We start from the raw sequence: 14712 nt of genomic DNA on the forward strand, positions 1-14712 counted from the left end.
CAACACACAACATCGCAGGAGAACAGCAGTGAGCATAGAACTTGCCATGCCGAAACTTGGTCTGACCATGAAGACCGGCAAGGTTTCCAAATGGTTTGTGGCCGAAGGCGCCGCAGTCAAGCAGGGCGATGATCTGTTTGAAGTGGAAACCGACAAGATCACCAACAAGGTGGAAAGCCCCGCCGACGGCGTGCTCTTCCAGATTATGGTGCAGCCCAAACAGGAAGTGGCCGTGGGCGCCGTGCTTGGCATTCTGGCCGAACCTGGTGAAACAATCGCCCGGGTTGAAGGCGCGTCTGACTCCCCCGCTTCCGCTGTGGCGGAAGCGGGCGCGCCCAAGCCCGCAAAAACCAACGCGTCAGCCGCCGTGCAACCCTCTAGCACTGGCGGGATAGCGTCTCCCGCCGCGCGGCGGCTGGCGCGTGAACTTGGCGTTGACCTTGGCTGCGTCGCAGGTTCCGGCCCCGGAGGCCGCATTGTTGAACACGATGTGCTGGCCCGTCACGAAGTTATCGGCAAAATCAGGATCACGCCCCTTGCCGCCGCCGTGGCCGCAAAGGCAGGGCTGGATATCTCCACCCTCACAGGTACTGGCGAAGGCGGCAAGATCGTGCGTGAAGATGTTGACCGCGTCCTGCACCCAGAAAAGTTCGCCGCAGCGGCCCAAAATGCGTCTCAGTCAACCTGCGACAGCGCTGTTTGCAGCAGCGAGCCAAGCTCCGTGCCCATGGAAGGCATGCGCAAGATCATTGCCGACAACATGCTGGGCAGCCTGCAAAACTCCGCCCAGCTCACCCTTGTGAGCGAAGCGGATGTTACCCCCTGCGTAAACATCATCAACGACTTCAAGGCCCGCAACAAAAAGAACAAAGACTTCCGCCTTTCCATGAACGACATGCTCATTCTGGCCGTTTCCAAGGCCTTGAAAAAGCACCCGCGCATGAACGCCACCTTTGACGGGCAAACCATCACCCGTCACGGCGAGGTGCACATGGGCGTTGCCGTGGCACTGCCCGAGGGTCTGATGGTGCCCGTGCTGCACCACGCGGACAGACTGACCCTGCTTGAAATAGCCAGGGAAGCCCGCCTGCTGGCTGGTCGCGCCCGCAAGGGCGAACTTACGCCCGACGACATGAGCGGCGGCACATTCACCATCACCAACATGGCGCATTCCGTGGTGGATTTCTTCACGCCCATTCTCAAGCCCGGCGAAACGGGAATCCTGGGTGTAGGCCGCGTGGTGGAAAAACCCGTTATCCGCGAGGGGGCCGTGGTGGCCCGCTCCATGATGGGTTTGAGCCTTACCTTTGACCACCGCGTTGAAGACGGCGCACCCGCCGCTGAATTTTTGAAAACGCTTGTGGAATATCTGGCGGAACCGGCTCTGCTGCTTTTTTAGGGCGTTCCCGGCGGGCTGCGGCAATGCCGCGCCCATACTGCAACCAGCACAGATCAGGAGAACACAATGTACGATGTAGTTGTCATAGGTGGCGGCCCCGGCGGCTATGCCGCGGCTATTCGCGCTTCGCAGCTCAAGGGCAAGGTTGCCTTGGTGGAAGGCGGCAACATGGGCGGCACCTGCGTTATGCGCGGCTGCATTCCCAGCAAGATATGGCTGCGCGCCGCGACCCTGCTGGAACAGTCGCGCAAGGCTGGCGAATTCGGTCTGGAGCTCACCGTGGGCAAGCTGGATTTTACCGCAGTTCTGGCCCGCAAGCAGGGTGTTTCCAACGATATCCGCATGGGTATGGAAGCGCTGCTCGCCAACAACGGAGTGGACGTGATCCCCGGCATGGCTGTGGTGACCTCGCCCACTTCTGTGGATGTGGCGGGCAAAAAGGTTGAGGCCAAGAGCATCATCATCGCCACGGGCAGCACCCTTGCAAAGTCGGAAGTTCCCGGTCTGGATCAGGCCGCCTTTACCACCGACCAGCTGCTGGACATGACGGAAGCCCCGGCCTCGGTGCTTATTACCGACCCCACCTATATCGGCGTTGAAATGGCTACCCTGCTGAGCATCCTTGGCAGCAAGGTCATCTATGCCGTGCCCGGCCCGCGCATTCTGCCTGACGAAGATCAGGATTCCAGCCAGCGCATGTCCCAGTCCCTGCGCGAGCGCGGCGTGCAGATCATTGCCCGCCACACTCTCGTCAATGTTGCGGGCAAAACCTGCACCCTCAAAAGCGGCGACAAGGAACAGACCGTTGAGGCCGACAGGGTGCTGGTATCTGGTCGCAAACCCGTTGCCAGTAATTTTGGGCTGGAAGCGCTTGGAGTTAAATTCAATGAAGACGGCGGTATAGCCGTTGACCAGCAGTGCCGCACAGCCTGCCCGAGCATTTTTGCCATTGGCGACTGCACAGGCGGCTGGATGCTCAGCCATGCGGCCTCTGCCATGGGCATCTGCGCGGCGGAAAACAGCATGGGCGTATCCGCAAAGTTCCCCTGCCACCTTGTTTCACGCGCCATCTGGGGCAGCCCGGAAATGGGTTCCGTGGGCCTTTCTGAAGAACAGGCCGAACGCAAGGGCTATGAGGTTGAAGTGGGTGGTTTTCCATATTCCATCAACGGCTACGCCATGTTGCGCGGTGAAGTTGACGGCGCTGTAAAGATGGTTGCCGATGCCGACACGGGCGAAATCCTGGGCGTGCACATTGTGGGCAGCAATGCTTCCGAGCTGATCGGCGAGGCGGTGCTTGCCATGCAGCTTGAATGCACGGTGCGCGAGTTCGCCAAGGGCTTCCGCGTGCATCCGGCCTTTTGCGAAACTGTTGTCGATGCCGCGCGCGATGCCGCCGGGTGGGCCTTGTACCTGCCCAAGCGGGGCTGACGCCATTGAAGGAACCGGCGGGGGTGCCGTTGGGCCCGGGGTACAGGCCTCCCCGGCCCCCCGCCGTAAACAAGCTTGAACTGATCTGCATCACAAGGAAGCAGCCATGTCCGCCTTACCCGTTTGCCAGCCAGATACCGATGCCAGCTCCACGCCCGGCCAGCCTGTTCCGCTGGAGGTGCTGGATCTGGGGCGCATCGAATACGGCGAAGCCCTGAACTTTCAGAAGCGCCGCGTGGAGTCGCGCGTCAGCGACGCCGTGGACGACACCCTCCTGCTGCTTGAGCACGAACCCGTCATCACCATGGGGCGCGGCGGCACAACGGCCCATCTGCATGTGGCCGAGGAACAGTTGCAGCGTCAGGGCGTGGGCCTCTACTGGGTGGAACGCGGCGGCATGGCGACCTTTCACGGCCCCGGCCAGCTTGTGGCCTATCCCGTTATCCGCCTGCGGCAAAAAGACCTGCACCTGTATATGGAAAAGCTGCTGGCAGCCATCGCCTCGGTGGTGCGCTCCTTTGGGCTTGAGCCGCAACTGGGCGTTCACGGCCCCGGCGTGTGGGTAAACGGCGGCAAAATCGCCAGCGTGGGCGTGGCAGTGCGCAAGTGGGTGACCTTTCACGGCATGGCCCTGAACGTGAATACCGATGTAAACTGGTTCCGCCTCATCACCCCCTGCGGCAATCCTACGGAACGCATTACCTCCATGGCAGCCGAGCTGGGAAGTCAGGTTGATCTTGCCGAAGTTTCACGCCGCTTTGTTCGGGCATTTGCCCACGAATTTGATTTTGCGCCCCGCACAGGCCTGGCTGCAAGCCGCCCCGGCTGGCTGACCGTTACCCTGCGGCCTGATGCCGGAATACGCCCGGTGGAGAACATGCTGGCCGATCTCAACCTGCACACCGTGTGTCAGGAGGCCCAGTGCCCCAACAAGGGCGAATGCTATTCGCGCGGCACGTCGACTTTCATCATCATGGGCGACAGATGCACCCGAGGCTGCCGCTACTGCGCCGTTGCCAAGGGAGCGCCCGCGCCCCTCGATCCATCCGAGCCGGACAACGTCGCGCAGGCCGTGCACAGGCTGGGTCTGCACCACGCGGTCATAACTTCCGTTACACGGGACGACCTGCCGGACGGCGGCGCGGATCATTTTGTGCGCACCATCAGGGCCATACGCCGCACAAGCCCGCAGACCAGCGTTGAAGTGCTGGTGCCGGATTTTCAGGGCGACCGCAACGCTCTTGATGCGGTGTGCGACGCCCGCCCCGACATGTTCAACCATAACCTTGAAACCGTGCGGCGGCTTTTTGCTCAGGTGCGCCCAGGGGCCAGCTATCAAACCTCGCTGGAAGTGCTGCGCTACGCTGCCAGTCAAGGTCTGCGCGTAAAATCCGGCATCATGCTTGGTCTTGGGGAAACATGGAGCGAAATTCGCCTTGCTCTGGCCGATCTGCTGGCGCACGGCTGCCGTTTTCTGACGCTTGGGCAATATCTTGCGCCCTCGGGCGCGCACGTGCCTGTGGCGCGGCATCTGGCCCCTGACGAATTTGACCACTGGAAGGCAACAGCCCTTGCCATGGGCTTTACGGGCGTGGCTTCCGCCCCGCTGGTGCGCAGTTCGTACCGCGCGGAGGCAATGCTGACCAGCCTGACAGACGCGGCCCCGCTGGCTGCCCATACTTGCGAAGCGCGCTGAGGAGAATGGTATGAAGCTGAGGATGCACAAATGCGGCCCGACCATGGCTGCCCCGATGTTTCCGGCGGCCCGGACGCTGACGGCCCACGCTGTTGCGGCCTGCATGATAGCCGCCTGTATCGTGCTGTTGGCGGCTGCGTTGCCCGCCCATGCGGCTGACGGCCAGCAAAGCACAGCCGTCAGACCGGGCAGAACGTGGTTTATAGATGAAACCGGCTTCCACGCCTCTGCCCACGCCAACATGTCGTGCGCAGACTGCCACGCCGAGCAGGCCGACCACCAACACCCACGGGCCGACAAACTCAACAAGCCCGCCAGTACGGCATTTGACCGGGAGACCTGCCTGCAATGCCACGGCGAAGTTGAAGATAATCTGGCAAAGGGTACGCACGGCGGCAAACCAATAATGAAAACGCAGGACTACAACAACTGCGTTACCTGTCACAACCCGCACTATGTTCTCGCGCCCGAGGCCAGAGCCAAGGGCCTGCGCCCTGCGGGCGACATGAGCCAATCCTGCGGCGTGTGCCACAAGGCTCAGACAAATCTGCCCAAACCAGCGCCCGATGTAGCCGCCTGCCTTTCCTGCCACGGACTCAAGACCGGCAAGGGCATGCTTCCAGTTGGTGGGGCAGCTGGTGATGTAGCCGCTGGCGCGGCAATCTCAGCCGACAAGACTCAGGGCCGTTCCACAGCTGCGCCTGTAGCCTTCAACAAGGGCAAGGAACCGCAGGGGCCGGTGATGTGCCTCTCTTGCCACGGGCCGGAATCAAGCTCTGCCGCGCCTGCGGGGAGCATGCCCAGAATTTCCGTCGAGGGCATGAAATCCATGACCCACGGCGACATGAACTGCCTCACCTGCCACAAGGATGCGGCACGCTATCCTCACAACAGGCAGGAGCGCGTCAACTGCCTCACCTGCCACACAAGGCATGACGAAAAGAAAATCCACGACGCCCACAGCAATGTGAGCTGCGGAGCATGCCACCTTTCCGGCGTCACCCCGGTGCTCAAGGACGGCAAGGTTGATTTTACCGTCAATCCTGGGCCGCTCAACGTGCATTCCATGACGCTTGCCAGCGGCACAGCCTCCTGCATGCGCTGCCACAGCGCCGCCCCTGCCGCAACCGTGGCTGGGAGCGCAGATTCTGGCGGCTCCACAAACGGCTTTGCGGGCAACGGCAAGGTTGGCGCTGCCAACGCCATACTGCCGCCCAAGAGCGTGCTCTGCATGGGGTGCCACGCTGCCACGTTCAGCGTGCAGGACACCCCTGGTCAGATCGGTCTTGGCGTATTTGTGCTGGTCTTTGTCGGTATGGCGCTGTTCTGGATCTCCAGCGCCAATCTGGGCAAGGGCTCGCCACAAAAGGTTACAGATACGGCTGCTGATGCCGCAACGGGCCAAAGCCACGGCTGCCCCGCGCCGCACCATCATGCAAACGCGGAAAACCGCTGGGCGGCCCTGTGCTGCGACGTATTTCTGCAACGGCGGCTCTATCGCGAATCCCCCCTGCGCTGGGCCGTGCATGCTCTCATATTCTTCCCCTTCCTGTTCCGCTTTGTCTGGGGCCTGCTGGGCCTGACGGGGTCGCTCCTGTCCCCCACACAAGAATGGCCCTGGCTGCTGCTGGATAAAAACTGGGGGGTAGGCGCTTTCCTCTTTGACCTGAGCGGGCTTGCCCTGTTGCTGGGCCTGCTGCTGGCCGCCGTGTTGTGGCGGCGTGAAAAAAGCGCTGCCGCGAACGCGCCGCGCCACGACTGGCTTGCGTTGTATCTGCTGCTGGGCATTACGCTGACAGGCTTTGTGCTTGAAGGCATGCGCATCGCCCTCACGGGCATGCCCGAGGGCAGCGGCTATGCCTTTGCCGGGCATGTGCTGGCACTGGGCCTTGCTCCTCTTGGGCAGGCGACGCTGGCACGGGTCTACGGCTGGGGCTGGTATGTGCATGCAGTGCTCACCGCGCTGACGGTGACCTACATACCCTTCAGCCAGTTGCGGCACATGTTCACGGCTCCCCTGTTCCTGCTTGTTCAGGCCATTCGAGGCCGCCACTAAGGCCTAAACCATCACATTAAGGAGTTAATCATGGAAATTGCCGGATACAACATGCCCGAGGAACTGTACTACGACCAATACCACTTCTGGACCCGCGTGGACGGCGACGAGCTGGTCATCGGCATGGACGACTTTGCCGAAAAGCTGGCGGGCCAGATCGTGTTTGTGCAGCTGCCCTTTGTGGGCAAGGCCGTCACTGCCGGTAAAAAGTTTGCCAAGGTGGAATCGGGCAAATGGCTTGGCACCGTCTACAGCCCCGCTGACGGCGAAATCACCGCAGTCAACGAGGAGCTGGAGGCCAACCCAACCCTCATCAACGGCGACTGCTACGGCAAGGGCTGGATGTACAGGATCAAGCCCGCCGACATGAGCCAGATAAATACCCTCATTCACGGTGGCAAGGACGTTCTTGAAGCCTGGCTGCAAGAGGACATCAAGAAGTTCAAAAAGGATTAAATCATGCGTCACACAGCATTCAGCATACGACAGCGCATGGCGCTCGACGCCTGCACCGAATGCGGGCAGTGCCTGACAGTATGTCCGGCGGTGGCGGCATCGGGCGATGCGGATCTTTCGGCACAGGTGCGTATGGACAACCTGAAAAAGCTCCTGCGCGACCGCAATTTCTTCTGGCGGGCCTTGGGCGAAGTGCTGGGGCGCGAACCCGTGGCCACGCCGGAGCGCCTCAAGGAGTACGGCACTTCTGTGTTCCGCTGTTCGCTCTGCGGCGATTGCGAGGAAGTATGCCCCGCTGGCCTGCCCCTCAAAAATCTGTGGCTCGCCCTGCGCGAAGAACTTTCGCGCACGGGCGACGCCCCGGAAAAAATCCGCATGATCCGCACCAACCTTGAAGACAGCCACAACGTCTTTGCCGAAGACAACGACGAACGCGGCGACTGGGTGGACGACATGCGCAAGCCCCCCAAGGGCGGCGGGCAGAAAGCCAGGGCAGAAGTGGTCTATTTTACAGGCTGCGTGGGCGCGTACTTTCCGCTGGCGCAAAAAATACCCATGGCCTTTGTGGAAATTCTGGAAGCCGCAGGCGTGGATTTCGCCATCATGGCCGGCGATGAATGGTGCTGCGGATTCCCCCTTGTGGGTTCCGGACAGAGCGCTGATCTGCCCGCCATCATCAAGCATAATGTTGAGGCCGTGAAGGCGCGGGGCGCGCGCAAGGTCGTGTTTACCTGCCCCTCCTGCTACCAGATCTGGCGCGAATCCTATCCGCCGGAATTCGAGCTGGCGCATGCCTCTGAAATGGTCATGCAGCTTGTGCTTGAAAACAGGCTGCCCCTAGGCGAGCTGCCCATGACAGTGACCTACCACGACCCCTGCGATCTGGGGCGCGGCGGACGCGTGTTTGACGAGCCGCGCGAAGTCATGGCGCGTATTCCCGGCCTGAAGCTTGTGGAAATGGAGCATAACCGGCGGCACTGCCTGTGCTGCGGCGGCGGCGGAAACCTGGAAATGATCGACCCAGATCTTTCGGCGGCCATGTCCAAGCGCAAGGTGGAAGAAGCCGTGCGCACCGGTGCGCAGGCCATTGTGACCAACTGCCAGCAGTGCGTGCGCACCATGACCACCTATGCCAAGCGTAACAAGGTGAACATAGAAGTGCTGGACATGAGCCAGCTTGTGGCCCGTTCGCTCCAGGCGCACGCCAGTGAGGCAAAAGCCAGGGCCGCCAGTGCGGCGGAAGCGGCTCAAGCGGCAACTGCCCCGGCTTGACGGCTAGGGCAAACCATAATTCCCGGCGGGCAGAACTGGGCGGCATGAACCGCAGCCGCGAAAAAAACGCAGCACAAACTGGGTATAGACGCGGTAAGGACAACCCCGACCGCAAGAGGCGTGTATACCCGATCAGGAGGCGCATATGCAGTGGCGATTGCTTGATTTGCCGCCGCTTACGGCGGCGGAAAACATGGCCCTTGACGAGGTGCTGCTTGAAATTCGCGGCAGTGGCCGCTCACAGGATACGCTGCGCTTTTTGCAGTTCAAACCGGCAACGGTGCTGGTGGGCTTTCACCAGTCCCTTCAGGAAGAAATACGCCTTTCCTACTGCCGCGAGCAGGGAATCGACATCAACCGCCGCATTACGGGCGGCGGCGGCCTGCTGTTTGATGAAAACCAGATCGGCTGGGAACTTATCTGCGACAAGGCCTTTTTTGGCGTGGGCATTCCCAATGCCAATCTGTTCCGCCGCCTGTGCGAGCCAACCGTCACGGCCCTGCGCGGCATGGGCATTGACGCAGCATTTCGCCCCCGCAACGACATAGAAGTGGCGGGCCGCAAGATATCCGGCACCGGCGGCACGGACTGCGACGCGGCATTTCTCTTTCAGGGTACGCTGCTGGTGGATTTTGACGTGGAAACCATGCTCAAATGCCTGCGCGTGCCAGTGGAAAAGCTGAAAGCCAAGGAGATTGATTCCGTCAAAAAGCGGGTCACCTGTCTGGCGTGGGAGCTTGGGCATGTACCCGCCAGCGCCGATATCAAGGCTGCCCTTGCCAATGCCTTTGAGCGGCACATGGGCATAAATCTTGTGCCCGGCGGCCTGACCGCCGAGGAGGAAGACAAGCTTGCCGAGCGACTGCCCTATTTTCAGTCGCAGGAATGGATAGACATGGTGCGCCCCACCTATGAAAAAACAGAGGTGGTGCAGGGCGCGCGCAAATCGCCCTACGGCCTTGTGCGCGTGACCATGCAGCTCAACATGCCGCGCCGTGTGCTCAAAAACGTATTTATTACCGGTGACTTCCTGTCTTTTCCCGCTCGCGCCCTCTTTGACCTTGAGGCGGCCCTGCGCGGACAGCCCCTGAATACGGAGCACCTCTGCACCATCATCCACGACTTTTTCAATGAAGGGCATATCGCCATACCAGACATGAACGCGGAAGACATCTGCATTCCCCTGCGCATGGCCATGGAAAAAGCCGCCATTGCCCGTCACGGCATCCCCATTGAACATTGCAACCGCATCTTCACCACCAACGGCAATTTTGATCAGGTGCTGGCCGCCGGGCCGCAAGCCCTGCTGCTGCCCTATTGCGCAAAACTCAAGGACTGCGACCTCCGCTTTACCAAGGCCTGCCGCGCCTGCGGCGAGTGCTCTGTGGGCGAAGCCTGGGCTCTGGGGCATGAGCGCAAACTGCGCACGGTCTGCATAACCAACTTTGAAGATCTCATGGAAGAACTGGGCAAGCTCAAGGGGCAAGGCGTGTCCGCCTTTATCGGCTGCTGCTGCCAGCCCTTCTACATCAAACATGCGGAAGATTTTGACCGCATGGGCCTGCCCGGCATTCTCATAGATATAGAAAACACCACCTGCTATGAGCTGGATCAGAGCGAAGCCGCCCACCAGGGGCAGTTCCGCAGCCAGACAAGCCTGAACATGCCCCTGCTGCACTCCATTTTGCGCGTAGCGCAGCAGGCGCAAGGCCACGCCGGGAGGTAGCCCCATGCGCGTACTCAACTGCGATGTTCTTGTGGTAGGCGGTGGCCCCGCCGGGTCAAGCGCCGCACGGGCGGCGGCTTTGGCAGGGGCTTCCGTAATTGTTGCCGAGCGGCGGCGCATTGTGGGCAGGCCCGTGCGCTGCGCGGAATACATCCCGGCCATGCTTGTTGGGCAGGCCAACGTGGGGGACGAATACATCGTGCAGCGCACAACGGGCATGCGCAGCTTTCTGCATGGCCGCTGCATACAGGATATGAGCGCCCCCGGCTGCGTGATCGACAGGGAGATGTTCGATCAGGCCCTTGCCCGCGCCGCCGTGAGCAGCGGCGCGAGGATTCTTCCCGGTCACGCCGCTGTTGGCCGCGAAGGCGGCGCGGGCGGCAAAGTGTTGCTGTCCGCGCCGAACAGCGCCACTGTGGGCGTGTCGGCCAAGGTTGTTATCGGTGCTGACGGCCCTGTTTCGCGCGTGGCGCGCTGGCTTGGCCTGCCTCGCCCGCACTGCCTGCCGTCCATTCAGGTGCGTCTGCCCCTGCTGGAACATCTGGAACATACTCACATCTATTTTGATGAAAGCATCCGCGCTGGCTACGCCTGGGTTTTCCCCAAGGGCAATGTGGCAAACGTGGGCCTTGGCATGCTGTCCACCCCCGGCACGCCGGGCCTGCGCTGGGCGTTGCGGCGCTTTGTGCGCGGCATGGCCGGGCTTGGCCTTGTGGCCGACAGGCCGCTGGGCCTCACAGGCGGCTGGATACCCGCCGGATCGCCCCGCCCTTGCGTGTATGGCGACACTGTGCTTGCAGGCGATGCCGCAGGGCACACCCATCCCATCACAGGGGCCGGTATTTTTCAGGCCGTGGTGGGGGGCGAAATGGCTGGCCGCTGGGCCGCCAAGGCAGTTCTTGAGGGCGATCTGAGCCTTCTGCTGGGCTACGAGGAAGAATGGGCCGATTTTTACGGCGACGCCCTGTCGCACGCACATCAGCGCCGCCTGCTCTGGGAGGCGCACACGGGCGCGCTCGACAAGGCCATCAACAGATTCTGGATAGGATTCAGGGAATACTATGCTGCAAGCTGAAGAATCCTGCGGAAATTCCGCCATAGGAACATACGGCGGCTACTATTCATCGTGGTCGGCGGATATCCCGCCAGAACTGCGCTGGGATACTGCGCGGCTCAATGAAGCGCGTGAACTTTCGTGGAAAATCCACGGCAAAAAAATACTGTTCTACTTGCCCGGCATGTATGTGCGCGACGGCGTGCAGGGGCAGTACCCGGCGCTTTCCATCACCGGGGCCAACTGCCGCCAGCAATGCGCCCACTGCGGCGGCAAGCTGCTGCTCAATATGCCTGACGTCAGCTCTCCCCAACGGCTGTTGCGAAAATGCCGCGATCTGGTGGCCCAGGGCGCACAGGGGGTGTTGCTTTCCGGCGGCTGCAACGGGCGCGGGCAAGTTCCGTGGCAGGATTTTACCAACACTATTGCTGCCATAAAGCAGGAAACCGGACTCTACATTTCCGTGCACTGCGGCATGGTGGACGACCGCGCGGCTCTGGCCCTGCGCCGGTCTGGCGTGGATCAGGCCCTGCTTGACGTTATCGGCAGCGAAAAGACCTATGCCAGCGTTTACCATCTGCCGGACGGCCCCCGCCTGCTGGAACAAAGCCTTGATGCTCTGGCCGCGGCAGAGCTGCCCGTGGTTCCGCACATAGTGGCGGGGCTGCATTTTGGGCGGTTTGCGGGCGAAAACCACGCGCTGGAAATTCTGGCGCGTCATCCACCCGAGCTGCTGGTGATCGTGGCCTACATGAACCTTGCTGGCACAGCCATGGAAAACGTGCGCCAGCCTGACCCGCGCGGCGTGTGCGGCCTTGTGATCCGCGCGCGCGAGCTTATACCGCAGAGCCAGATAAGCCTTGGCTGCGCCCGCCCCAGGCGTGATGCCAGCGCGCTGGAAGTTCTGTCGCTGCGGGCGGGCATCAACCGTATGGCCCTGCCCTCGCACGAAGCCGCCGCACTGGCTGCCCGCATGGGATTGCAGGCGGAATTTCGCAAAACCTGCTGCTCGGTGCTGCTGGGCGAGGGAACAGAGGGCTGGTAGCTCTCACAGCCACGCCTGCCCGAAATGTTACTCGCAACAACGCTTGTCGCAATAACTTTTGCTGGAGACAACATATGAGCCAAGCCACCCAACTTGAAAACCAATGCCCGCCCTGCTGGCAGCAAGCACAGCCCCAAAGTCCCGAGGTTGCGCGCATGAGCCTTGCCGCAGCCATGACGCTCGACTTCGCCCCCGGATCCTTCTACCGCAACGCCTGCCTTTCGTGCATCAATCTGCTGCTGACCTACCGTTCGGGCTGCGCTGCCAAGTGCGCCTACTGCGGCCTCTCTGGCGCAAAAGAAAAAAAAGAAAGCACGAGCAAAAGCTTTATCCGCGTGACCTGGCCAGCATTTACCGTTGATGAAATCGTGGCGGGCATTGTGCGGCGTCAGGAGCGCGTCAAGCGCATCTGCATTTCCATGCTCACCAACAGCCGCGCCCCGCGCGATGCCGCGGAGATATGCCGCCGTTTGCGGCAGGCCATCGACATTCCCGTTTCCATGCTGGTTTCGCCCACCATCCTTACCCGCAGAAACCTTGAGGAACTGCGCGAGGCCGGAGCGGACAAGATCGGCGTAGCCATCGACCTTGCCACGCCCGAACTGTTTGACCACTACCGGGGTTCAGGGGTCGGTGGCCCGCACTCGTGGAAACGCTACTGGCAGTGCCTGGGCGAAAGCCTGGATATTTTTGGCCAGGGTATGGCCGGGGCGCACTTTATGGTGGGCATGGGCGAAACCGAGCAGGACATGTGCCGCGCCATGCAGCGAGTGCACGACATGGGCGGCAACACGCACCTGTTTTCGTTTTTTCCCGAAGGGGGGTCGCCGCTGGCGCACCGCCTGCCGCCGCCCATTGACCAGTACCGCCGCATTCAGCTGGCGCGCTGGCTTATTGACAATGACCACGCCAATGAGCGGTTCTTTACCTATAATGACCGCCGCGCTCTCACGGGGTACGGTCTGCCCAAGGTCGATCTGGACGCCATCATCGACACGGGCGATCCGTTCCGCACCTGCGGCTGCACAGGGCGCGACGGCGAGGTGGCCTGCAACCGCCCCTATGCCAACTCACGCCCCGGGCCGGGAATCCGCAACTATCCTTTCAAACCTGAAGAGGCGGATGTACGCCACATCCGTCTGCAAATGGGATTGCCCGCCTGATGCGGGCGCAGGCGGCCCTTGCCCGTATGCCCCTGCTGGCGCGGGCCGCCTGTTGCGAATATTGCCCGATCATCCACAAGGGAATACGCTGCAAACATGATTATTGCTTGTCTGGGCGACAGCCTCACTTACGGCTACGGCATTCCGCGCCCCAAAATATGGACAACCCTGCTGGCGCGGCGCACGGGCATTGACGTGCGTAACTGCGGCATCAACGGAGATACCACGGGCGGCATGCTGGCCCGCTTTCACCAGCATGTGGTGCAGGCGGGCGCTGACGCGGTTCTGATAATGGGAGGGTTCAACGATCTGGCCCTGGGAACCGGGCTTGGAACCGTCAGGGCCAATATTTTTGCGCTGGTGCAGCAGAGCTTCAGCGCACGGGTGCGCCCGGTGCTGGGAGTGCCCATTCCCGTACATGCGCCCATAACCTTTCCCTTGCTGGGCAGCGTTGACCTGCCGCGCGCCTGTGCGGATTACGCCGTCCTGCACCAGTGGCTACGTGTGCTCGCTGAGGATTTTTCGCTGCAATGCGTGGATTTTTCGCAGACTTTTGCGAGTTTTTCCGGTCAGGATGACACAGAGGACGACAATGCCCCTGACAGGCTGTCTGCACTCTATACAGATGGCCTGCACCCAAGCGAAGCGGGCCACGAGCTGATGTCACAGCAGGCGGCCCGCATACTTGGCTGATTACAGATCGTCGTCTGCGTCGAAATGGAATTTGGGGGTGTGCACGACACTCCCTCGGCGGCTTACCTTGACCAGCACTTCGGTAACAAAGAGCGCATCATTGTTGGTGGTCCAGAAGTCGGTAATGTAGCGCTCGTGTGCGCCATTGTCGCAAAGATAGTTGTTTGAGGCGCACCAGCGTTGCAATTTGCGGTAGGTGCTGCCGATGGTTTCGTGCGAACCTATGTGGTAGCAGCTAGCCGCCAAGTACCCGCCATAATCCGTCATTTTGTCTTCCCCGCAGGGAAACACGGTTCTTTGCAGGAGTTTGACGGGCTGTTCCTCGTTTTGCACCCTGTTTTCGATGGATGAAAAATTGATGATGACCGGCCCGGTGATATTGTTACCTACCTCTTCAACATAATTTGTAAAATCAAGATTGATGATGGCAGATTTAATATCAAAAACAAAGGTCTGGTCCATAAAAAGCATGCGTTCCGGCGGAATATACTTCACAGAAACACTCTGCTGGCAGTTTTCCAGCACAATTTCCGCTTCGTGCAGCAGTTCAAGCCAGTCGCGCACAGATGTAAGCCGCAGGAACAACAGCTTTTCATCCTGCTGCAACAATTCAATCTTGCTCATGAATATTTTTCGCAGCGCGGAAAGCGAGGTATTGCTGCCCACTTCAAAAGCGGCGCGGATCTCGCTGAGGTTGAACCCCATCTGCTTGTAGTATTTC

12 protein-coding genes are annotated in these 14712 nt (G+C 61.0%); 11 read left to right on the forward strand and 1 reads right to left on the reverse strand.

All coding sequences use genetic code 11. From position 1 onward, the window contains the following. Positions 1–28 precede the first annotated feature (28 nt). The 11 genes from VEZ52_RS07215 to VEZ52_RS07265 all read left to right on the forward strand — a co-directional run bounded on the left by VEZ52_RS07215 (position 29) and on the right by VEZ52_RS07265 (position 13991). Complete coding sequence (locus VEZ52_RS07215; RefSeq protein WP_324836224.1) at positions 29–1399, forward strand: dihydrolipoamide acetyltransferase family protein; 1371 nt, start codon at positions 29–31, stop codon at positions 1397–1399. A gap of 66 nt (positions 1400–1465) precedes the next feature. After that, positions 1466–2830: a dihydrolipoyl dehydrogenase gene (gene lpdA / locus VEZ52_RS07220; RefSeq protein ID WP_324836225.1), complete on the forward strand. Its 1365-nt coding sequence runs from the start codon at positions 1466–1468 to the stop codon at positions 2828–2830. A 106-nt stretch (positions 2831–2936) separates the two neighbouring features. Next, positions 2937–4526 (forward strand): lipoyl synthase, encoded by a 1590-nt coding sequence (lipA, locus tag VEZ52_RS07225; RefSeq protein WP_324836226.1) that lies wholly within the window; start codon positions 2937–2939, stop codon positions 4524–4526. Positions 4527–4536: 10 nt separating this feature from the next. Continuing rightward, positions 4537–6582 (forward strand): cytochrome c3 family protein, encoded by a 2046-nt coding sequence (locus VEZ52_RS07230; protein ID WP_324836227.1) that lies wholly within the window; start codon positions 4537–4539, stop codon positions 6580–6582. Between the two features lie 30 nt (positions 6583–6612). Further along, positions 6613–7038, forward strand: a complete 426-nt coding sequence (locus tag VEZ52_RS07235) for a glycine cleavage system protein H (RefSeq protein WP_240824232.1) — start codon at positions 6613–6615, stop codon at positions 7036–7038. 3 nt (positions 7039–7041) lie between these two features. Beyond that, complete coding sequence (locus tag VEZ52_RS07240; protein WP_324836228.1) at positions 7042–8310, forward strand: (Fe-S)-binding protein; 1269 nt, start codon at positions 7042–7044, stop codon at positions 8308–8310. 145 nt (positions 8311–8455) lie between these two features. Continuing rightward, the gene (locus VEZ52_RS07245) at positions 8456–10036 is read left to right on the forward strand and encodes a lipoyl protein ligase domain-containing protein (protein ID WP_324836229.1); all 1581 of its coding nucleotides are present in this window, start codon (positions 8456–8458) and stop codon (positions 10034–10036) included. Between the two features lie 4 nt (positions 10037–10040). Next, positions 10041–11111, forward strand: coding sequence for an NAD(P)/FAD-dependent oxidoreductase (locus tag VEZ52_RS07250; RefSeq protein ID WP_324836230.1), 1071 nt, complete (start codon positions 10041–10043; stop codon positions 11109–11111). Further along, complete coding sequence (locus VEZ52_RS07255; RefSeq protein WP_324836231.1) at positions 11098–12135, forward strand: hypothetical protein; 1038 nt, start codon at positions 11098–11100, stop codon at positions 12133–12135. Before VEZ52_RS07250 ends, VEZ52_RS07255 begins: the two co-directional genes overlap by 14 nt. A gap of 74 nt (positions 12136–12209) precedes the next feature. Further along, complete coding sequence (locus tag VEZ52_RS07260; RefSeq protein ID WP_324836232.1) at positions 12210–13298, forward strand: radical SAM protein; 1089 nt, start codon at positions 12210–12212, stop codon at positions 13296–13298. 96 nt (positions 13299–13394) lie between these two features. Beyond that, positions 13395–13991: a GDSL-type esterase/lipase family protein gene (locus VEZ52_RS07265; RefSeq protein ID WP_324836233.1), complete on the forward strand. Its 597-nt coding sequence runs from the start codon at positions 13395–13397 to the stop codon at positions 13989–13991. On the opposite strand, the gene VEZ52_RS07270 is transcribed toward VEZ52_RS07265, so the two are convergent. Beyond that, the coding region (locus VEZ52_RS07270; protein ID WP_324836234.1) for a MerR family transcriptional regulator at positions 13992–14712 on the reverse strand (721 nt) is incomplete at its 5' end.

This window comes from Desulfovibrio sp., assembly GCF_035644575.1.
Classification (GTDB): Bacteria; Desulfobacterota; Desulfovibrionia; order Desulfovibrionales; family Desulfovibrionaceae; genus Desulfovibrio.

Coding starts and splice junctions, on each gene's coding strand:
- lipA (WP_324836226.1), top strand. CDS start 2,937: ATGTCCGCCTTACCCGTTTGCCAGCCAGATACCGATGCCAGCTCCACG.
- VEZ52_RS07235 (WP_240824232.1), top strand. CDS start 6,613: ATGGAAATTGCCGGATACAACATGCCCGAGGAACTGTACTACGACCAA.
- VEZ52_RS07230 (WP_324836227.1), top strand. CDS start 4,537: ATGAAGCTGAGGATGCACAAATGCGGCCCGACCATGGCTGCCCCGATG.
- VEZ52_RS07240 (WP_324836228.1), top strand. CDS start 7,042: ATGCGTCACACAGCATTCAGCATACGACAGCGCATGGCGCTCGACGCC.
- VEZ52_RS07245 (WP_324836229.1), top strand. CDS start 8,456: ATGCAGTGGCGATTGCTTGATTTGCCGCCGCTTACGGCGGCGGAAAAC.
- VEZ52_RS07260 (WP_324836232.1), top strand. CDS start 12,210: ATGAGCCAAGCCACCCAACTTGAAAACCAATGCCCGCCCTGCTGGCAG.
- lpdA (WP_324836225.1), top strand. CDS start 1,466: ATGTACGATGTAGTTGTCATAGGTGGCGGCCCCGGCGGCTATGCCGCG.
- VEZ52_RS07250 (WP_324836230.1), top strand. CDS start 10,041: ATGCGCGTACTCAACTGCGATGTTCTTGTGGTAGGCGGTGGCCCCGCC.
- VEZ52_RS07265 (WP_324836233.1), top strand. CDS start 13,395: ATGATTATTGCTTGTCTGGGCGACAGCCTCACTTACGGCTACGGCATT.
- VEZ52_RS07255 (WP_324836231.1), top strand. CDS start 11,098: ATGCTGCAAGCTGAAGAATCCTGCGGAAATTCCGCCATAGGAACATAC.